This is a genomic window from Desulfovibrio sp. (assembly GCF_034006445.1).
In the GTDB taxonomy this organism is placed as follows: domain Bacteria; phylum Desulfobacterota; class Desulfovibrionia; order Desulfovibrionales; family Desulfovibrionaceae; genus Desulfovibrio.
Genome location: NZ_JAVESS010000004.1, coordinates 56,829 through 76,911 on the forward strand (window position 1 = coordinate 56,829; position 20,083 = coordinate 76,911).

The window sequence follows — 20,083 nt, forward strand, 5'->3', positions numbered from 1 at the left end:
GGAAGCATTCAAGGTCACGATACATATAAAGTTAAGGAGTCCATCATGAAAACTTCAACCACCAAACCCACATTTATCTTTGCAACCCTGGCCCTTGTGTTCGCCATGGCCCTCACCGCCCTGCCCGCGCAGGCCCAGCATGCCACAAGCACCGGGACTGCCTCTCCCTGGTGCGGTAACGGTGGCAACGGCGGCAGCGGTCACGGCGGCTACGGCCCCCATGGCGGCAATCACATGGGCCGGTAAGCCCCGGCCGCTGACGCCCTGAGACCCCAAGGACAACACATGAGACGCCTTACCGGAGTTCTTGGCAGACAATCACAACAGCGGCGTCGCTGTCCGGCTGCGGCGGCCTTAGGGGGCCGGGCTGGCAAGGCAGAAATGGCATATACGGCCCCCCTGAATCACACTCTCGCACAGATGATAACGACCCCTGGCGGCGCCACGGTTCGCATAGAGACAAAAAACTTCGGCCTCAACCGAACACCATAAAGGACACTACCATGAAAACATCCAAACTTGCTTCCACCACCGCGGCGCTCGCTCTTGTAGCCCTGCTCGGCACCGCCGGCATCGCCAGCAGCGCCCCGGCAGAAGTTCCCGCTCCCCCTGTGGCAGGCCAGATGGGCCCCCATATGGGCCCCCATATGAACATGACTCCTGAGCAGATGACCGCCCTGCAGGACATCCACAAGGAATTCGGCCCCAAGATGCAGCCGCTCTTCCAGCAGAAGTACGGCAAGCAGGCTGAAATCAACGCCCTGCTCTATCAGGGCGTGAAGGCTGACGATCCGAGGATCGTGGCCCTGCAGAAGGATGTGAAGGACGTGGACGGCAAGCTGTACCAGCTTGACGGCGCCATGCGCAAGCAGATGCAGGACAAGGGCGTTCCCTACATGGGCGGCCACGGCATGGGCCGCGGCATGGCGGGCGGCATGGGCGACTGCTCCGGCATGGGCGGCAGGGGCATGATGGGCCCGCGCGGCGGCCACGGCGGCCCCGGTAATCATGGCGGCCCCGGCAATCACGGCGGCTACGGCGGCCCTGGCATGCACGGCTACGGCATGGGCATGATGGACCAGTCCACCAGCAACTCCACGGACTCCAAGACCAACTAAACTTTACGAATACCGCCAACCCACGGGCGGCTGCCTGAGGCGGCCGCCCGGCAACAGAACCCGCGCTATTTGCCCGCGCACGTTCATGACGGTAAGCCCGTTGACTTCGAGAGCGCCACTCTCTTGATATATAGCCACTTCATAGAGACACTTCCCTGAACCGATTCTCCGGGGCGCACCAGCCCTTCAGCGCCCCGGGGGATCGCAAAAGTCCATCCCTGACACGCAGACAGACACGCACACTCCCTCTCCAACGACACTCCCACAAACACAAAAAAGCCGTGAACCCCTGATGTTCACGGCTTTTTTTGCAATCTGCTACTGAGGGAAAATCAGACGTTATAGTCTCCGCGATTGAATTTGAACTTTTCTGTGGTGGCGAGCACCTCCAGATTGTTCACCAGGGTATCCAGGCCGGGGTTCTGCCCGCGCAGGCCCGCGGTATTTTCCTTCAGTGAGGCAACCTGTCCGTCAATGCCCTGCAAAAGCGCATAGGCCTGACGCAGAGAGCCGTTTTTGCCGGCATCGCCAAGGGTGCTGACGTAAGAATCCCACATGTCCAGCGTGCCGGATGCCTGGGTAAAGGCCTCCTGCAGCACGTCTTCAGTGGGATTGGCTTCGTCGGTCTGCCCGGTAGCGCCCAGCAGCATCTGGCTTATCATGGATGCCTGTGACGCCTGGGCCGTCTGCATGCCGCCCACCGAGAGCGTACCCTCGGCAGTGGAAGACGCGCCACCGTCCACAAGACCCAACTGTTCGGCCAGAGCGGCCTCAAAGCCCGAACTCTGACCGCCAGACTTGCGGATTGTGCCGGAGGATTGTTCCTGCTGGCGAAGCAGGGCTTCCAGTTGCTCATTTTTGATCTTCATGTCGCCTCCAGGGTTGGCGTTCCGCATTTGCGCCATTTGTGCAAGAAGTCTGCCAAGTCGCTGGACGACTCAACTAGCTGATTTTATAACATACCGAATTTGCAGAAGGGAAAAAATTTCCCACGGCGCAAGCATATGCTGTCCAAAAGACCTTGTCTATTGTTGTAAAAAAAACTAAAATTTAACAAAGATTACGGCAAACAGTCGCGAACCCGCCCGCATGGCGAAAACACTGAACGTATGCAGGCTACGCCTTTTATAACTTTATCTTCCCTCGGGGAACAGGAGCTAGCCATGAAGGAAATCAAGAAGATTCTTTGCGCGGTAGACCTCTCCGAACACAGCAAGGATGTGGCTGAATACGCCGTTCTGCTTGCAAAGGGATTGAACGCAAGCGTTGTGGTTGTATACACCGCTCCCTCGCTGAGCCAGTATGTGGGCTTTCACGTGCCCCCCAACACCATAGAAAACTTTGTGGGCGAAATCGTCTCCGGTGCTGAAAAGTCCATGGAATCTTTTGTCGCTGAAAACTTTGCTGGCGTAACAGCCACGGGCAAGGTACTCATCGGCTACGCCGCCGAAGAAATCCTGGCCCACGCCAAGGAAGAAGAGGTGGACATCATTGTCATGGGCACCCACGGCCGCAAGGGCATTGACAGAATCCTCTTTGGCTCCGTTGCCGAAAAGGTGGTCAAGAACGCCGACATGCCCGTGCTGACCGTACGCCCCAGCTAGTGCCAAATATCCTTGAGGGCGTACAGGTGCACAGTACGCCACGCCGCCCATGCGGCCACTCGCAAAAACGCCTGGCGTTGCCGGGCATCCAGCCGGATGCGCCGCACATCCCCCAGGCATGACGTCACATCAGGGCCGCGTCTCCGTAATAGAGGCGCGGCCCGTCAACAATCCTCTTGTTGCCGAGAGCGCCCCCATGCCCGGCTGTGGAGAAGACATGTTTGAGATCAGCGTGCGGCAGGAAATTCTTGCCCTGAAGGCCTATGTTCCCGGTCTGTCCATTGCCGAAATTCAGCAGAAGTACAATCTCGCCAAGGTCATCAAGATGGCCAGCAACGAAAATCCGCTGGGCATGTCGCCCCTGGCGTGTGATGCCGTACAGCGGCACGCGGCCATGGGCTTTCGCTATCCCCAGGGGGGCAATCCCCGCCTTGCGGCGGCGCTGGGGAAGCTCCACGGTGTTGATGCCCGCCGCATCGTGGTGGGCAACGGCTCCGACGAGATCATAGACCTGCTCATCCGCATCCTGGCAGAACCCGGCGTGCACAACCTGGTCTGCTTTGAACCCTGCTTCAGCATCTACCCCATCCAGGGGCGCGTCTGCGGCGTCGAAGTGCGCCGCCAGCCGCTCAATGACGATTTTTCTTTCAACTTTGACGCCTTGCTCGCCAGGGTGGACGCCAATACACGCCTTGTGTTCGTCACCACGCCCGACAATCCTTCCGGCTACTGCCCGCCGCGTGAAGACGTGGCGCAACTGGCCGAAAAACTGGCCAAAATTGCACCCGCCTGCCTGCTGGTCGTGGACGAAGCCTATATGGATTTTGCAGAAAACGAGCCGGAATCTTCCCTTCTGGCCAGCGGCCATTTGCCCGAAAACACGGCCTTTATGCGCACTTTCTCCAAAAGTTTCGGCCTTGCGGGCCTGCGCGTGGGCTACGGCATCCTGCCTCCGGCCATAGCCGACTACTGCTGGCGGGCACGTTTGCCCTTTTCCGTCAATATTCTGGCGGAAGAAGCCGCCCTGGCCGCACAGAAAGACACCACGTTCTACGCGCTGACCATGCAGACCGTACGGCAGGGGCGCAATGCCCTTACCGTTGGCCTGACGGCCCTGGGCTGCTACGTCTGGCCCAGCGCTGCAAACTTTATTCTTTTCCAGCTGCCGCAAAACACGCTGAAAGCCGAGGATTGTTTTGAGGCACTGCTCCGCCGGGGCATCATTATCCGCCCGCTCAAAAGCTACAATCTCCCCAACCATCTGCGCGTCAGCGTCGGCAATGAACAGGAAAACAGGGCCTTTCTGCTGGCCATGGACGAAATTCTTCTGGAAAACCGCCATGCCGAAGCTGATGCCGCCCCCAGGGGACACAAATGAGCGCCCGCCTGCCTGTCGTGACGCTGGACGGCCCCGCCGGGGTCGGCAAGACCACCCTGGCCCGCCGCATGGCCGAAAGCCTGGGGCTGGCCTATCTGGACACCGGCGCCATGTTTCGCTGTATGGCCCTCAAGCTGGGCCCCGGTGCGGAAAAACTCCCGGAAGACGAACTGCGCAGCCGCTGTGGGCAATGGACCTTCACCCTCAGTGGCATGGGGCAACAGTCCACCCTGTTCTGCAATGGCGTGGCCGTGCGCGGTGAAGTCCGCACCGAACAGGTGGGCATGCTGGCAGCCCGCATCGCCACAGTGCCGGTGGTGCGCGACATCCTGCGCCAGACGCAACGAGCCATTGGCGAGAACTCGCCCCTGGTGGCCGAGGGCCGCGATATGGGCACCGTGGTTTTTCCCGACGCGCGCTTCAAGTTTTTTCTGGATGCTGCCCCGGAAGTGCGCGCCATGCGGCGGCTGCGCGACCTCGAAGAACGGGGGGAAGCCGCTGAACTGACCAGCCTCACAGAACAGATACGCCAGCGTGACGCCCTTGACCGCAACCGGGCCGTGGCCCCGCTGCGCCCTGCCCCGGACGCCCTCATTGTGGATACGTCGCGCCTGGACATTGAAGGCGTTCTTGGCGTCATGCTCCACCACATCAATGTGCACGGGGGCAGCCAGAGCCTGCACGCCTGAACCGGCGTTTTTGCGCGCGGAGTGGCAGTTACGCTGTGAAACACTTTGTGGGGGAGGGACCCTTTTGCAAAAGGGTCGCCTCCCCCACACCCCCACCCCCTAAAACTCTTATTGTATTGCACTATGACGCCAAGGCAGTCCAATGGTGAAATGCCCCGGCGGCTGCGTGCAGTCACCCGCCGAGTCAACATCAACGCCGTGTACCTGCGGGGCTGAGCACCGTTACGGGCATGGCAGGGTACCGCACTCCCGGTGTTTGCATATCTGATGCGTGAAGGGATACAGCCCCTTCAGCCATCACATTGTTTCAAAGAGTCTCTGGCCTGCTTTGGCATGGCCTGGTCTGGTCTGGGATGGTCTGGCATGGTCTGGCATGGTCTGGCATGGTCTGGTCTGGGATGGCCTGGGATGGCCTGGCATGGTCTGGCATGGTCTGGCATGGTCTGGCCGAAGCTGATCTGGCCTGATCTGGACGAGCCTGCCTTTCCTGCCCTTCCTGCCCTTCCTGCCCTTCCTGAAGCCTTTTGCCTGTGAGCAAAAGGCTTTTTACGTATCTGATGGCACGATTCGGCGGCAAAATCTGGCGGCAAAATCTGCCGCTCGCCCCGTCTGTGGCGGATTTTTGGCGTTTTTTGCGCGGCGGCCTTTGCCGCTCCCCTGCAGTCCTCCTTCTATCGAAAAAGCAATATGCTGATTTGATTGTACAATTCACAATTGGCACGAGCAGTGCATAGTACGGGGCAAGCCAAAGGCGCATTCTGCGTCTTCGCAAACCAGCCTCAGTTGGGGAGGAAAAAATGAGCAATCAACTGGATTACGAAATCAATAAAGAATTGGGCGAATGCTACCTGTTCATGGGCGATTTTGACAAGGCTGAAGAATATTACCGCAAGGCTGCCAACAGCAATGCCCAGAACGCGGCCCCCTACATGGGCCTGGCCACTGTGGCCGTGCAGCGCTCCGAGCTTGACAAGGCTCTGGTTCTGTACCAAAAGGCCGCCGCGGTTGAAGAGACCGACAAGGCCCTGTGCGGCATCGGCCTGGTTCTTATGGAACAGGGTCAGCACGAAGGCGCTTTTGACTACTTTGCCCGCGCCATGGACAAAAACCCTGAAAACATCATCGCCCTGAACTGCCTTGTGCGTGAAGCCTATCAGCTGGACCGCGTTGAAAACGTGCTGCCCCATCTGGAAGACACCCTGCGCACCGGTGTTGAAGCCGAAGCCGTTCGCGTGACCCTGGCCGGATGCCTTATCTACCTTGGCCGCAGTGAAGATGCCCGTCAGCATCTGGAAACTGTGCTTGGCGCCAACCCCGCCAACAGCAACGCCAAAGAACTTTTTGACACAATGGCCGCGTAGTCATGGCCCCCGGGCCATGCCGCTGCCAAAACATACTCCCCTCCCCACATGATTTTCCGGCCCCTGGCAGGCGCCGGGGCCGGAAAATCTCTTCCTCGGGGAATGGACAACGCTGTTCACCCGCTGCGGGCCGCTCGGTCTTCTGGCGTGGCAACACAGCTACAGCGAAAAATCCCTGAAGTTTATTCAGGGATTTTTTTATGCTGCGCCAGCCCCAAAGCCCCTTAATCACATCAGGCTCTTCGCTGGACAAAATACAGAGCACGCACCCTTTTTCAACGATGCCCGGTTCTGGAAGCAAGCCGGTTCCCCGCCGGGAAGTGCTGCCACACACGTGGCAGACGCAGGGCGCACGAACAGTTTTTCATGACGCGGACAGCCCGTTGCAGAAAATGCCTGTTCCCACAGGCACTACACGCCGTATTCCCTGAGCTTGCGCCACAGGGACGACCGGCTGATGCCCAGCATATCGGCAGCCAGAGTGCGGTTGTCGCCCGCCAGTTCAAGAGCGCGCAGAATGTGCTGCTTTTCCATTTCTGCCAGTGAAACCAGCGGCAGATCCTGCCCCTGCTCGTGCTGTGGCGCAGAGGGTACCAGGGGTAGAGGGGGCGCGGGCGACGCTTGCGGCCCAGGCGGCGCTGGCGCTGGCGGCACTGGCGTCGCAGACGCCATGGGCGCAGCGGTAATGGCAGATGCAGTGTCCGCCTGCCCCGCCCTCATGGCGGCAGGCGCGGCAGAAGCCGTTGTGGAGGGGTGCAGGATTGTGGGTGCAGGCGCGGCAGAAGCTGCCGTTGAAGGCTGCTGTCCCGGCTCGGAAACTTCCGGCGACAAGTGCGACAGCCCTATGCTGCCGCCCGGCGGGCAGAACACCGCCGCCCGCTCCAGAATATTGGCAAGCTCGCGCACATTGCCGGGGAAGGGATACAGCCGCAGCGCATCAAGGGCTGCTTCGTCGATATCCAGCGGCGCAGCCCCACCCTGCTCCGCCAGCCGCGCAAGAAAAAAGCGCGCCAGCATGGGGATGTCCTCAACCCTGCTGCGCAGGGGCGGCAGTTCCTGCGTCACCACGGCAATACGGTAGTAAAGGTCGCGGCGAAAACGCCCTGCCTCCACTTCTTCCTTGAGGTTGCGGTTGGTGGCGGCGATGATGCGCACGTCCACAGGTATGTCCACAGTGCCGCCCACGCGGCGCAGCGTCTGCTCCTGGAGCACGCGCAGCAGTTTGACCTGCATGCCTGCGGGCATTTCGCCAATTTCGTCCAGAAAGAGCGTTCCGCCGCTGGCAGCCTCAAAGAGCCCTTCCTTGCGCCGCACAGCGCCGGAAAACGCCCCCTGCTCATGCCCGAAAAGCTCGCTTTCAAGAAGCTCTGGCGACAGCGCGCCGCAGTTGATGGCCAGAAAACGTCGCCGCGCCCGCTGGCTCTGGGCGTGCATGGTGCGGGCCGCCAGTTCCTTGCCAGTGCCCGTTTCGCCCTGCAGCAGCACGGCCACGTCCGTGGGGGCCAGGCGCATGAGCGCCTGCCGCAGACCGCCCATGGCTGGCGATGCGCCCACCATCTCTGGCACGGAGCCGCTGGCCTCAAGCTGGGCGCGCATTTGCACGACCTGCTGCCGCAGTCGGCGCTTTTCCAGTGCGCGCGCCACCAGTATGCGCGCCTCCTCCAGCGAATACGGCTTTGCCAGATAATGAAAGGCCCCAAGCCGCATGGCTTCCACGGCGCTTTCAATCATGGGGTAGCCCGTGACCATGATAACTTCCACATCCGGCTTGCTGGAGCGCACCGCCTTGAGCACCTCCATGCCGTTCATGCCAGCCATGGCGATATCGGTGATGACCACGTCGATATCCTGCTCTGCCAGCAGCTTCAGTCCTTCTTCGCCGCTGCCAGCCTGAGCCGATTGGTGCCCGCCGCGCTCCAGGGCGCGCGCGAGGTTTGCGCGTGCCATGCGTTCATCATCAATAATCAGCAGGCGTCCACCGCCGCCGGCACGCTGCGCAGCGTCGCGCCCGTGGGTGCTGCGCCGGGGTTCGTCGGGCGTTGCCTGCGTGGAGGCTTGTTCCGCAAGCCGGAACCGTTCCGTAGTCATGACTCTGCTCCTGAAACGTTTGCGTCGCGCCGGGCCGCAAGGGGCAGCCGCAGGGTAAAGCACGCGCCCTGCCCCAGCTCGCTCTGCGCCTCCAGTGTTCCCTTGTGCTTGCCCACAATGCCAAAGGCTATGGACAGGCCAAGGCCCGTTCCCTCGCCCACGGGCTTGAGGCTGAAAAAGGGATCAAACACCCGGCCCAGGTGTTCCGGCGCTATGCCCTTGCCCGTGTCGCGCACGCGCAACTCCGCCATGCCAGCAGATTCGTCCACACGGGCGGATATGTGTACCTCGCCGCTGCCGTTCATGGCCTGGCTGGCATTGAGCAGCAGGTTGATGAGCACTTCCTGAATGCGCTGGGCATCCATGGGCAGCTGCAGGCCGGCAGGCACGTCCTCCACAATGCGCACCGCCGCGCCCATGTCGTGCCGCACCAGGGCCACAGCCCTGCGCACCACGCCAGCCAGATCGTGCTGGGCAACGGTAAAGGGCCTGTCGCGCGCAAAATCCAGCAAACCGCGCACAATGTCGCGGGCGCGGACAACTTCGGCCTGAATCTCGTTAAGTTGCGCGGTCACGTCATCGGCCGTGGGCATGGGGCGCAGCCCCTGCCTGGCGTCGTTGACGTCCTCGCCGAGCAGCTGGCAGCCCACAGAAATATTGTTGAGGGGATTGTTCAGCTGGTGGGCAACGCCCGAAGTCAGCACGCCCAGCGAAGCCAGCTTTTTTTCCTGCAGCAGCAGGGCGTGCCGCTTTTCCAGCTCCACCGCCATGCCGTCGAGGGTCTGGAGCACATGGCGCGCTTCTTCCTCAAGCTGCGCCGGGGGCGGCGGCAGGGGCTGCCCTGCGCCAACACTGCGCGCGGCGTTTTCTATGGCCCCAAGCGCGCGCATGATGTGCCTGCCTATGTGCCAGGCAAAGGCCACGCCACAGGCCAGCAGGGCCGCAATGGCCCCCAGCAGCTGGGTGCGCAGGTCGCCCACGGCGGTAAAGATGCCCTGGCGCATGCGCCGCACCGCCGAATCCGCCAGTTCGCTCAGGCGCTGCCCCTGATCTGTCAGCGCCGCGCCGTCTGTGGGCACAGCGTTCAGCAGGGCTTCGTAAACGCCAATGCCTTCAAGCAGCAGGTCAAGATTGTGGTGCGCGCCATCGCCCACCCGGCGGCCCATGGCGGCGTTATAATCCTGCCCCACGGATGTGGCCCGATCCCGCGCCAGATCCACAAAGCTGCGCAGGGCAACAAGATCGCCCTTTCTGCCGGAAAAAAGCTGCAGATTCTTTTCGTACCTGCGCATCTCAAGCACATCGCTGCGCAGGTCGTCCACCATGTCGATGAGGCGGGTCGCCCTGTCGATACGTTCAAGATCGTACCAGGCTATGCCGCCCAGGAGCAGGAGCATGGCCAGAAACAGGCTCGTGCCCAGGGCGATCTTGCCGCGAATGGTATGCCAGACAGAAAAATGGGGAAGCATGCTCTCACCCCCGCAGGCACATGCTTACAGACATGCGCCCGACGCCGTTTCATTTTGCGACAGCGTATAAAAATAAAACAACGCTGACAAGCCTTGCGCAGCACTAATTTGCGGCCGCAACACGCCCTGCCATGTCATAATGCAACGGTGGCAGACAAGGTGCCACCACCCCCTCCTAAATAAAAAATTATTTAAATACAGTATGTTACAAATTGAGCTTTTTGGCACAATAGTTGTAATTGCCCTTGCAGGAGGCCGACATGAATACCCTGCAAAAAACGATGGAAAACTGGTTTACCGCTGTGGCATACGCTGATGCCGGGCAACCCGGCTGGACAGACGATTTGTGGAGCATCCCCGGCAAGCGGCACAGCCCGGCGCTGAAACAGACGCTGCTCTATGGTGCTGGCAGCATATGCATCTATGTGCTGGCCTTTGCCAATGCCGACGTCTTTGCCGCCCTGTGTGCCAAGGGTGGGCTGTGGACGGCCCTGCCCATTGCCTCGGTGCTGCTGCTCTCCTACGTGCACGGCCATTTTGCCGGAGCCCTCTGGGACTTGTGCGGCATTACCGGCATCAAGAAGCAGAGCGCAAATACCGCAGCCAAACCTGCGGCCCGCCACACCACCGCGCCCGCTCCCCGGCTGGACACGACTGCGGTGGCGCACGGCTAAACACATATGCAGTGCATGGCCTGGCCTGGCCGCCGCCGGGCCCATGCGCATCAATTAGAGCGATTTTAAAGTAAAATTGCTCTGGCGGCTGCGTAAGCAGACGCTCGCCGCAGAGGCGTAAGCGCAATTTATTTGCGCGGTTACGCGCCGAAGCGAGCGTTTTGGAAGCATTGAGAATGGATATTCTTAATGCGAAAATGCTCTAATGCGCGGCAGCCAGGGCGCGGCAACCCCGCCCAGGCCGGACAGACAGTCTTTGGCAGGCAGTTTTGCCAGGCTGTTACCCAAGTAATTGCGGCAAGTAATTGCGCCAAGTAATTGCGCCAAATAATTGCGCCAAATAATTGCGGCAATCAGCTTACAAGTCGGAGGAAAACATGGATCTGCTTAGTCTTGACCCAACGCAATTCATAACGCTCACGCCCGTTTCCGTGGCCTTTCTGCTGGCCGTGGGCTTTGTGGGCGGGCTTGTGAGCGGATTTATCGGCTCCGGTGGGGCCTTTATTCTCACGCCGGGCATGATGGGGCTGGGCGTGCCCGGCGCAGTGGCTGTGGCCAGCAACATGTGCCACAAATTTCCCAAGGCCATGGTGGGAGCCATCAAGCGCTACCGCTTCGGCCAGGTGGACATCAAGCTGGGCATGGTGATTGCCGCCACTGCGGGCATAGGCGTGCAGATCGGCATCCGCATCCAGCGTTTTATTCTGGAAAACTGGGGGCAGGCCGGGTCTGACCTTTACGTCAGCGTTTCCTTTGTGGTGGTGCTGGTTGTGGTGGGCAGCTATATCCTTAAAGACGCCCTGCGCTCCAGCCATTGCGGCAAGGACGATGACGAAAGCACGCCGCCGCTTGCCAGAAAGCTGCAGGCCATCAACCTGCCGCCCATGATTTCCTTTCCCAAATCCGGTTTGCGTATTTCGCTGTGGTTCACCCTGCCCGTGGGCATAGCTACGGGCATGCTGGCCGCCACCATCGCCGTGGGCGGATTTGTGGGCGTGCCGGGGCTTATCTATGTCATCGGCGTGCCCGGACTCATCGCGTCCGGCACGGAACTGGTCACGGCCTTTGTCATGGGTCTGTGCGGCTCGGTCAACTGGGCCATGCACGGCATGATAGACATCCGTCTTGTCTTCATCATCCTGGCTGGCTCCCTGTTTGGCGTGCAGCTTGGGGCCATAGGCACCACCTACGTCAAGCCCATCATGATCAAGTACGTCATGGCCGCCATCATGCTCATTGTTGCGGCAAGCCGCATTGTGGCCCTGCCGGGGTATCTCAGCGCGCTGGGACTCATCCAGATGGGGCCGGGACTTCTCTACGTACTCAAGGTCGTCAGTTTTATAACCATGTGCGCCGGTCTGCTCGTTGGCGCGGGCATGATCCTTGGCGGCATGTGGCGCGGGCAACAGCGCAATCGCAAGGAGGCTGCGCTGGGCGACGTCGCCTAGGGCAACTCCGGCTGTACAAGATTCAGAATCAATTCTCCTCAAGCCCCATGGCCAAAGGGGGGTGCATCGCGTCTGCACCCCCCATTTATTCGAGCAGATCCCAAGGGCGAATGTTTCAGTTTTGCCCGCTTTACTTGATTGATCCGGCTGGTTTCTCCCCTGTGGCCGGTCCGGGCTGGCCGCCACACCCTGGCCGCACCGGACTAGCCGCCTTCCATCGGTCGGTCCGGGCTGGTTTCTCTCCTGTGGCCCGCCCGGGCTGGCCCCTTTGCGTTGGCGTTGCTGAATTTTGCAGGATTTTTCACGCCTGAAAAAGCCATCAGGGCTGCATCCCTACGGATGCAGCCCTGATGGCTTGCTGATTGCCCAAGTCTGGCCCTTTGCAGTGGCGAGAAAATCGTGCGCTTTGCTGGCGCGGTGGGGGCATTCTCAAAACGCCAAAGGGGGCGTTTTGTAACCCGTGAAAAAATAAGCCGCCACGGGATTTGCCTCAGACCTTGCCGGGATCCTTCAGGCCGGGATCTGCCTGGGCAGCGGTTTGACCTCAAAGCGGCATGTTCTGTCGCCAGTGCACCAGCAATCAATTTCACGCACGTGAAACTCCTCGCCGGTCTGGGTCAGAAGCAAGCCTGCCAGAAAGCCCTCATCATAGTGGCAGACCGTATGATCTTTGTCCGGCAGGCCGGAGCAGTCCAGATCTTCGGCCATGGTCAGGGTAAAATGCAAGGATTCATAGTCGGCGCTTTCGATACGCATGATGCCGATGCCAAAGTCCAGCAGGGCCTTTTGCGCCGCCGCCACAAAATCGTCAAACCGCTCACGGCGGCCGACAAATCTTTCGCAAAATTTCTGCCCGGCCAGCTTTCCGCTCTCACGCATGACTTCTTCGGATTCGGCCGTACCATAGCGTGCCTCAATGACGTCACGCAGGGTGTACTGAAACAGCCGATACACCTCGATGCGCGCGCTGTTGCCAAGATTTGGCCGACCGTCATGAACATTGCCGACATAATCCCAACTGAACGCATACTGCCGGGTTGACATGCCAAACCACCTTTGCAGATTTTGTGCAGCCTGCGTTGCGTGGCACTAACGCTCGAGCAGGCTCGAAAACTGACGCGATCCGCCCCGGATCGCCCACAAGGCCCCGCGGGTGGAAAGCCTGCGGGCTGGTTTTCATGTTAGGAGTTCGAACCGTTTTTTCCGTGTCTGCGCCGCCGTCAAAAGCATCGTCGCCAGCCGCGCCGCGCGCGGGCTACGCCCTCGCCTACCGGCTTATGGGCGGCACATCCGTGCTGACCTTCAGCATGGTGCCAAGGTGACGCCTGGCCAGAGCCAGTTCGCTTTCCGTCACTTCCGGCATGTCTTTGGAACGGACGCCGGTCATGTCGTTGCCTTCTTCAACAATGGCCAGAGCAGCGGCCATGCGGCCCATGACGCAGAAAAAGCGCACCGGATCCCATCCATGCTGCTGCACCCAGGCGGCTGCCTGCGGCGAGTACATGAAGTCCGCCTTGCCGTTGTTCAGCGTGGGGTGGGCCTCTTCATTATTGGCCTTGGCCCAGGAACGGAATTGCGGCAGCATTTCAAGAAAGTTCAGCAACTCCTTGTCCGTGACCGGCGGCTGCTTTTCATAGACAGTGGAAGGGGTTGGAGCCGGTTTTTTTGCATGGCTGGTAGCAGCCAGGGCCTGACCGGAAAAAAACCCGCCCGGCAAACCGGACGACAGGGTCAGGCAGAGGATGGCCGCTCCGACCAGAAGTGCACGTGCAGCCATGGAGGCCGCACGTGCAGAAAAATTCATGTTCTGTGACGCCATGGGGCGCGACTGCGCCCCTGAGCCTGACAGCAATGTATTCATTCAATACCGAACCGCGCTGAATTTCGAGAGCCTATCCATATTATGATACGACTCCACATACCGCAACGTTCCCGTTTTACCACGTAAAACAAGGGAATGCGTCACGGCGTATTTGGAACTGTAGCGCACGCCGCGCAAAAAATCACCGCCGGAGATGCCGGTGGCGGCAAAAAAGCAGTCATCGCTGCGCACAAGGTCATTGACGGTGAGCACTTCGCGCGCGTCGACACCGGCCTCGTTGATGGCCTCTTTTTCCACATAGGACTGGGGATCAAGACGGGCCAGTATCTGCCCGCCCATGCCCTTGATGGCGCAAGCGGCCAGCACGCCTTCAGGGGTGCCGCCCGTGCCCATCATGATGTCCACTTCAGAGCGCGGGTCCACAGCCATAAGGCTGCCAGCCACGTCGCCGTCGGTGTGGAGCTGAATGCGCGCGCCTGCCTGGCGGATTTCACTGATGAGTTTTTCATGCCGGGGCTTGTCCAGCACAAAGACCACCAGATCCTGCACGCTCTTGCCCATGGCCTTGGCCACGTTGGCCAGGTTCACCTTGACGGGCGCGTCCAGATCGACCACATCGCGCGCCTCGCGGGACACCACGAGCTTTTGCATGTAATAGCTCGGCCCGGGGTTGAACATGCTGCCCTGGGGGGCGACGCCCACCACGGAGATGGCATTGGGGCGGCCATAGGCCAGAAGGCTTGTGCCTTCCACCGGGTCCACGGCCACATCAAGGCAGGGGCCAACGCCCATGCCCACTTTTTCGCCATTGGCCAGCATGGGGGCGTTGTCTTTTTCGCCCTCGCCGATGATCACCAGACCGTCGATATGAAGAGTGGCAAAGCTGATGCGCATGGCGTCAACGGCAGCGCCGTCTCCGGCCTCCTTGTCGCCGCGCCCGAGCCAGCGGGCTGACGCCAGGGCCGCCGCCTCGGTAATACGCACAATATCCAGGGCCAGATTTTTCTCCGGTGCTTCCACCATACCTTCCTCCACTCGTTCTGCGTTATGCAACACACTGCTCTTACCCCAGCGCGCCGCCGTCTTCAAGAAAAAACCCCAGCCCGCCAAGCCTCAGGCGGGCCCCCCTTTTCAGGCCTTCTACGCGTCCGCAGCCGCTACGCCGTACGGCGAAGAGCCTACAGGCACGCCCACAGCGCCGGGCCACATGACCACAGCCAATCCGGCCTGACGCGACGCGCCCGGCCCTCGCTCAAAAGATCCCCGCAGTGAAGGCACGGCAAAAGGGCCTCCCATTCACAGCACAATACTACTAAAATTCCTGCATCCAGCCCCGGCAGAGCCTATGGCAGCCGGTAACGCCCGGCCACGGGGGCCTGCCAGCCCTCGCCAAAGGGCATGCGGCTGACAAAAAGCGTCAATGGCTCCTGCCTGCGTTTGAATTCGGCCGCAAAAAGCTTCTGCCGCACCTCGAGGCGCAGGGGTGAAGAATGCCCGGTCACAGGCGGCGTCGTGGGCAGCAGCAGATCTTCAAGCACGGGATCAAGCTCTTCGTAGGGCGGCAGGCTGTCCGCATCTTTCTGGCCGGGGCGCAGTTCCGCCGAGGGCGCCTTGTCAAAGACCTGCTGCGGAATGATCTGCTCTCCCTTGTGTTCATTATACCAGCGCGCCACGGCATAGGTGCGCGTCTTGGTCAGATCGCCTATGACGGCCAGTGCCCCCACGGTGTCGCCGTACAGGGTGCTGTACCCCATGGCGGCCTCGCTCTTGTTGCCCGTATTGAGCACAAGAGCCCCGGCGCGGTTGGCCAGGGAGGACAGCAGGGTTCCACGTATGCGCGCCTGAAGGTTTTCAAAGGTTGTGTCGCCGGGGCGGGCCTCAAAAAGATCAAGGCCGGGAGCCAGCGTCTGGGCAAAGGCTTTCATGACAGGCTCAATGGGCAGCGTCACCGTGGTGATGCCAAGGTTGCTGGCAAGACCGAGGGCATCACTGACCGAGCCTTCACTGCTGTAGGGCGAGGGCATGAGCACGCCGGTGACGTTTTCCGCGCCCAGGGCCTCGACGGCCACGCAGCACACAAGGGACGAATCCATACCGCCCGACAGACCGACAATGGCCTTTGCAGCGCCGCATTTGCGCACAAAGTCGCGTGTGCCCAGGGTAAGCGCCCGCCAGCAGTCTTCCTCAACGCTGGCGCACAGCGGCTCCGGAGCCTTGCCGCCCGATGGCGCGCCGCTTGCGGTATTGCGGGCGGTATCCACCAGAAGCACGTCCTCGTCAAAAGCCTTTCCCCGTGCCAGCAGCTGCCCCGTGGGATCAAAAACCAGGCTTTGCCCGTTATACACGCGGCTGTCGTTGCCGCCCACAAGGTTGACGGAAAGAAGGTGCACATGGTGCCGGGCGGCCACGTGCGAAAGCATATGCTCGCCTGCGGCCTGCGCCCCCTCTGTATACGGAGCCGCAGCCATGTGGATGAGGGCGTCAACGCCGCGCTGCACCAGTTCCATAAGTGGATTGTGCCCGCTGGCGTAGCGGGTTTTCCAAAAGGCGTCTTCTTCGCGCTGGGCGTCTTCGCACAGCACAACGCCCATGCGCCAGCCGCCCAGCGTCAGAATGCCGCAGGAAATGCCCTTGTCGAAATAGCGGCTGTCTTCGCCATCCGACCCGGCTCCCTGTGTTCCGCCCTGCCCGCCCTGGTAGACCTTGCGCGAGGCCACCTGCCACGCGCCATTGTGAACCAGCACCGCGGCATTGGAAAGCAGTCCCGACGCGTACACGCTGGGCACGGGCGTGCCCACCAGCAGGGCCGGGCCGCCCTTGAGAACTTCAGCCATATGATCCAGCGCCTTGCGGCACCCCGCCGCGAAATCATCCGCGCAAAGGTAGTGTCCCGGAGCCACGCCGCACAAGGCCAGTTCAGGCGTCACGCACAACTCTGCCCCGGCTGCGGCGGCCTGCCGCACGTCGTCAAGTATGCGTTCCATATTTCCGGCCACATCGCCTGTGACGCTGTTGCACTGCAAAAGGGCTATTTTCATGCCGCTCTCTCCCCCATGTTAAAGGTATCCGTGTAAAGGCCCGCCTGGTGCGGCCAGGGCATCCACCCTGCGGGTGGTGTCCGGGTCCTCTTCCAGGGGGGGAGCGTGGAAGGGCTTCAGGCGGGCGTCCATAACCAGGGGCGCTTCACACGACCAGTGCTTTGCCCGCGTTTGCGCACGGGCCCCGTACACATCCGTGGCCGGGTCTGACCGGGTAAAGGCCACCCAGAGAAAGTTGTCCATATCCCTGGCGCAGAACGCCGCATCGTCCGCAACCACCACCAGGGGAAAGGCTTCGCGTCCGGGCCAGTGGGCCAGGGCGTCCGCAAGGGTTTCCATTGCCGGATCAGGCTCGTTTCTGCCCAGGGCATGCCGTGGGCCGCGCAGCACAAGCAGACCGGGGCCAGCCACGTGCGCGTCGCCAAAGCCTTGGGGCAGGGGCGGCAGTTCGGCCGCCTGGCCCGTCAGTTCCAGCCCGAGGTCACGCCGTTTTTCCCCGGCGGCAGCCCATATGAGCTTTGACCCCTCATTGAGGCCAAGCCCCGTATAGTCCAACGTGTCATTGGTGCTGTGCGTGATAAAATGCAGATCGCGCGCAAAATCCGTGCGTTCCAGAAGATGACGCAAGAACTGCGGCGCATGGGCCGCGCTGAGGCCGGGGGCATCCTCGTGGGCGGCCACAAGAACATATTTGGCCAGAGCCGTTTGCGTGGTCCCCAGCAGGTGCAGGGCCATGGTCAAAAGCTCGCGCGGTCTGCGCGTGGCTTCATAGGGAGTATAGCGCTCGCTGCCCAGGGCCAGCAACAGGGGGTGCACCCCTGCCGCGTCCACGGCATGAACCTCGCGTACGCCCTGAAAAACCTGCGGCACCAGCGGCCCGGTAAGCTCGTGGATGAATTCGCCAAAAACCGTGTCTTCCTGCGGCGGCCGCCCCACGGCGGTAAATGGCCACACCGCCCCCTTGCGGTGGTACACGGCATCCACCTTGAGCACGGGAAAATCGTGGGTAAGACTGTAATACCCCACATGGTCGCCAAAGGGGCCCTCGGGCTTGGCATTGGGCATGATGTGCCCGCTGATGCAAAAATCCGCTTCTGCCAAAACGGGCAAGGGCAGGCCGTCAACCCTGGCCATATCCATGCGGCGTCCGCCAAGCAGTCCGGCAAAGCGCAATTCGCTGAGGCCCTCGGGCAGGGGCATCACCGCCGCCACGGTGAGGCTTGGCGGGCCGCCCACATACACGTGCACGGGCAGCGGACGCCCCTGCGCGATGGCGTGGGCGTGGTGCACGCCTATGCCACGGTGGATCTGGTAGTGCAGGCCCATTTCGTCCGGCGCGTAGTCATTGCCGCTCTGCTGTACCCGGTACATGCCAAGGTTTGACGCGTCGGCCCCCGTGTTGGCGGGGTCTTCGCTGTACACAAGGGGAAGGGTGATGAAGGCCCCGCCGTCCATGGGCCAGCAGGTCAGTTGCGGCAGATCGGCGGGCGCGCAACGGCGCTCCAGCACGGGCACGTTGCCGCCTTCGCTGCCACCCTTGCCGCGCCGCAGCCGGGGGAGCATGTGCCAGAGGCCCGGCACTGCGGGCAGCGCGGCCCAGGGCTTTTTAAGGGCAGCCGCAGGATCGGCCTTGGCGGCCAGCACGGCCCGCACGGCAGGCAGGCTGTCCCTGAAAATATAGTGCAGGCGCTCACGTGTGCCGAAAAGGTTGCACAGCATGGGAAAGGACGTGCCCCTGACCCGCGTGAACAGCAGGGCCGGAGCCTTGGCCCTGAAGGCCCGCCGCTGGATGGCCGCCAGTTCCAGATGCGGGTCCACCTCGGCGTCAATACGCTTGAGGTGCCCACGGCTCTCCAGATCGGCGAGGCATTCCTGCATGTTGCGGTAGCCCATCAGCACTTCTCCCCTTTATGCGCTGCCAGTGTGGCGGGTGTGGCGGGCGCGGCGGATACGCTGGAGGATGCGGCGGCGGATGCGCCGGTGGATACACCGTCGGAACCGAACGACACCACGCTTTTTTCCTTTCCGGCGTTACCATCGGGCAGATGGTGACAGGCCAGGGGCTGCACGGCCGCCACCTGCCGCTGCCCGGCCAGGGCCTGCCTGAAATGCTCCAGAATTTCCGCATGGTCAAAGACCAGAGGCTGCGGCAGGGCGTCCAGCGGATAAAAGGCGGCCTGGGCCGCATCATCCCCGGCGCAGATGGCGTCAGGATTACGCGCCTTGCCCGTAAAAACCACGGTAAGCGTGTGCTGGCGGGGATCGCGCTTGGGCCGTGAATACACGCCCAGCAAGCCCGTCAACTCAACATCAAGCCCTGTCTCTTCGCGCATTTCGCGAACGGCGGCCTCTTCAGCCTGCTCGCCCTCATCTATGAATCCGCCAGGCAGGGCAAAGCCGATGGGCGTGTGCCTGCGACGGATGATCACCACCCCTCTGCCCGGCTCGTGAATGATCACGTCCGCCGTGGGCGCGGGATTGCGAAAGCAGGAATAGGGTTTGCCGCAGTGGGGGCAGACAACGTCTTTTTTCATTTCAGCCTCAGTGTCTTTGCCAGGCGACGACAGCCGCAGGCACAGGCATATTAAGCCAGCACGGGTCGGGCCGCAAGCATGCAAAGGCGGGGCGGCTCCGGTTCTTGACATAATAGTATGGCTGCCATACATATCTCGCATGTACGATAAGGACTACAAAAAAACCGCCGTCGAACTGCGCATCCAGCAGTCAATTCTCGACGACCACGACGATCCGGACATCCAGCGTCTGCGCAACAACCACATCTGCTTTGCGCTGCTCTCACTGGTAAACCAGTTTTACATGCTGGAACGTCAATGCCGCAATTTCGGCACTGATGTGGAGATCCATCTGGGGGAAATCCAGATGATCATGACCATTCACAATGTCCAGGGCATTCATGTGAACGGGCTGGCCGAAAAACTTGGGATAACCAAGGGCAGCGTTTCTGAAATGCTGCGCAAGCTTGAACGCAAAGGGCTTGTGCGCAAGGAAAAGGATCCGCTGAAAATGACCAGGCTGAACATTTTCCTTACCGATAAAGGCTTGCTCGCCCACCAAAACCACATCTGTTTGCACAAAAAGCTCGACAATCTTGTGCTTGAAGCGGCGGCGGAGCATGGCCCGGAAATGCTGAACAGTTTTACCAGCCTGCTCAATGGCATTCTGGCGCGGCTCGCCGCCTTCAGCAAGAGCTGATCACGGCGCCCTTTTTTTGGGATATTTTGTATGGGTGCCATACAAAATTCCAGAACATGCCGACGCATGCCGCAAGCGTCCGGCATCATTGACGCAAGGCGCGTCCGGTCCCGCGCACGCAAGGGGCAACAGTGCAGGCGCCGCCAATGCTACAGACCGCACTATTGCTGCAGGCCGCAGT

General features: G+C 61.2%; 20 protein-coding genes. 10 read left to right on the plus strand and 10 right to left on the minus strand.

Features of this window, described 5'->3' with window-relative positions; all coding sequences use genetic code 11:
* Positions 1-45: 45 nt before the first annotated feature.
* Both RBR41_RS06420 and RBR41_RS06425 read left to right on the plus strand, forming a co-directional pair.
* Positions 46-246: a hypothetical protein gene (locus RBR41_RS06420; protein WP_320351760.1), complete on the plus strand. Its 201-nt coding sequence runs from the start codon at positions 46-48 to the stop codon at positions 244-246.
* A 257-nt stretch (positions 247-503) separates the two neighbouring features.
* Positions 504-1,118, plus strand: a complete 615-nt coding sequence (locus RBR41_RS06425; protein ID WP_320351761.1) for a hypothetical protein — start codon at positions 504-506, stop codon at positions 1,116-1,118.
* Positions 1,119-1,450: 332 nt separating this feature from the next.
* On the opposite strand, the gene RBR41_RS06430 is transcribed toward RBR41_RS06425, so the two are convergent.
* Positions 1,451-1,987, minus strand: coding sequence for a hypothetical protein (locus tag RBR41_RS06430; protein ID WP_320351762.1), 537 nt, complete (start codon positions 1,985-1,987; stop codon positions 1,451-1,453).
* Positions 1,988-2,281: 294 nt separating this feature from the next.
* Between RBR41_RS06430 and RBR41_RS06435 the strand changes: the two genes are divergently transcribed.
* The 5 genes from RBR41_RS06435 (at position 2,282) to RBR41_RS06455 (ending at position 6,150) form a co-directional block, all read left to right on the plus strand.
* The gene (locus RBR41_RS06435) at positions 2,282-2,722 is read left to right on the plus strand and encodes a universal stress protein (RefSeq protein WP_179980993.1); all 441 of its coding nucleotides are present in this window, start codon (positions 2,282-2,284) and stop codon (positions 2,720-2,722) included.
* 217 nt (positions 2,723-2,939) lie between these two features.
* A complete protein-coding gene (gene hisC / locus RBR41_RS06440; RefSeq protein ID WP_320351763.1) occupies positions 2,940-4,100 on the plus strand; it encodes a histidinol-phosphate transaminase in 1,161 nt (386 codons plus the stop codon).
* Complete coding sequence (gene cmk / locus RBR41_RS06445) at positions 4,097-4,789, plus strand: (d)CMP kinase (protein ID WP_320351764.1); 693 nt, start codon at positions 4,097-4,099, stop codon at positions 4,787-4,789. The genes hisC and cmk overlap by 4 nt, the downstream gene beginning before the upstream one ends.
* 267 nt (positions 4,790-5,056) lie before the next feature.
* The gene (locus RBR41_RS06450; protein ID WP_320351765.1) at positions 5,057-5,323 is read left to right on the plus strand and encodes a hypothetical protein; all 267 of its coding nucleotides are present in this window, start codon (positions 5,057-5,059) and stop codon (positions 5,321-5,323) included.
* Between the two features lie 263 nt (positions 5,324-5,586).
* A complete protein-coding gene (locus tag RBR41_RS06455) occupies positions 5,587-6,150 on the plus strand; it encodes a tetratricopeptide repeat protein (RefSeq protein ID WP_320351766.1) in 564 nt (187 codons plus the stop codon).
* A gap of 411 nt (positions 6,151-6,561) precedes the next feature.
* Here the strand turns inward: RBR41_RS06455 and RBR41_RS06460 are convergent, their stop codons facing one another.
* Positions 6,562-8,238 (minus strand): sigma-54 dependent transcriptional regulator, encoded by a 1,677-nt coding sequence (locus tag RBR41_RS06460; RefSeq protein ID WP_320351767.1) that lies wholly within the window; start codon positions 8,236-8,238, stop codon positions 6,562-6,564.
* Positions 8,235-9,707 carry a sensor histidine kinase gene (locus tag RBR41_RS06465; protein WP_320351768.1) on the minus strand — a complete coding sequence of 491 codons (1,473 nt, stop codon included), beginning with the start codon at positions 9,705-9,707 and terminating at the stop codon, positions 8,235-8,237. Before RBR41_RS06465 ends, RBR41_RS06460 begins: the two co-directional genes overlap by 4 nt.
* 260 nt (positions 9,708-9,967) lie before the next feature.
* Here RBR41_RS06465 and RBR41_RS06470 point away from each other — a divergent pair, with 260 nt between their 5' ends.
* Complete coding sequence (locus RBR41_RS06470; protein ID WP_320351769.1) at positions 9,968-10,381, plus strand: hypothetical protein; 414 nt, start codon at positions 9,968-9,970, stop codon at positions 10,379-10,381.
* A 377-nt stretch (positions 10,382-10,758) separates the two neighbouring features.
* Positions 10,759-11,829: a sulfite exporter TauE/SafE family protein gene (locus RBR41_RS06475; protein ID WP_320351770.1), complete on the plus strand. Its 1,071-nt coding sequence runs from the start codon at positions 10,759-10,761 to the stop codon at positions 11,827-11,829.
* A gap of 510 nt (positions 11,830-12,339) precedes the next feature.
* Here the strand turns inward: RBR41_RS06475 and RBR41_RS06480 are convergent.
* From RBR41_RS06480 to RBR41_RS06510, 7 genes are all read right to left on the minus strand, one after another.
* On the minus strand, positions 12,340-12,873 hold the full coding sequence (locus RBR41_RS06480) for a V4R domain-containing protein (RefSeq protein ID WP_320351771.1): 534 nt from the start codon (positions 12,871-12,873) through the stop codon (positions 12,340-12,342).
* 223 nt (positions 12,874-13,096) lie between these two features.
* Entirely contained in the window at positions 13,097-13,606 is a 510-nt protein-coding gene (locus tag RBR41_RS06485; protein WP_320351772.1) for a serine/threonine protein phosphatase, read from the minus strand.
* An 84-nt stretch (positions 13,607-13,690) separates the two neighbouring features.
* Positions 13,691-14,671, minus strand: a complete 981-nt coding sequence (glpX, locus tag RBR41_RS06490; RefSeq protein WP_320351863.1) for a class II fructose-bisphosphatase — start codon at positions 14,669-14,671, stop codon at positions 13,691-13,693.
* Between the two features lie 120 nt (positions 14,672-14,791).
* Positions 14,792-14,929, minus strand: coding sequence for a hypothetical protein (locus RBR41_RS06495; RefSeq protein ID WP_320351773.1), 138 nt, complete (start codon positions 14,927-14,929; stop codon positions 14,792-14,794).
* 65 nt (positions 14,930-14,994) lie between these two features.
* The gene (locus tag RBR41_RS06500) at positions 14,995-16,689 is read right to left on the minus strand and encodes an NAD+ synthase (protein WP_320351774.1); all 1,695 of its coding nucleotides are present in this window, start codon (positions 16,687-16,689) and stop codon (positions 14,995-14,997) included.
* An 18-nt stretch (positions 16,690-16,707) separates the two neighbouring features.
* Positions 16,708-18,582 carry a UbiD family decarboxylase gene (locus tag RBR41_RS06505; RefSeq protein ID WP_320351775.1) on the minus strand — a complete coding sequence of 625 codons (1,875 nt, stop codon included), beginning with the start codon at positions 18,580-18,582 and terminating at the stop codon, positions 16,708-16,710.
* Positions 18,582-19,223 (minus strand): NUDIX hydrolase, encoded by a 642-nt coding sequence (locus RBR41_RS06510; protein WP_320351776.1) that lies wholly within the window; start codon positions 19,221-19,223, stop codon positions 18,582-18,584. Before RBR41_RS06510 ends, RBR41_RS06505 begins: the two co-directional genes overlap by 1 nt.
* Before the next feature lie 139 nt (positions 19,224-19,362).
* Here RBR41_RS06510 and RBR41_RS06515 point away from each other — a divergent pair, with 139 nt between their 5' ends.
* Positions 19,363-19,902: a MarR family winged helix-turn-helix transcriptional regulator gene (locus RBR41_RS06515; protein WP_320351777.1), complete on the plus strand. Its 540-nt coding sequence runs from the start codon at positions 19,363-19,365 to the stop codon at positions 19,900-19,902.
* The last annotated feature ends 181 nt before the right edge of the window (positions 19,903-20,083 follow it).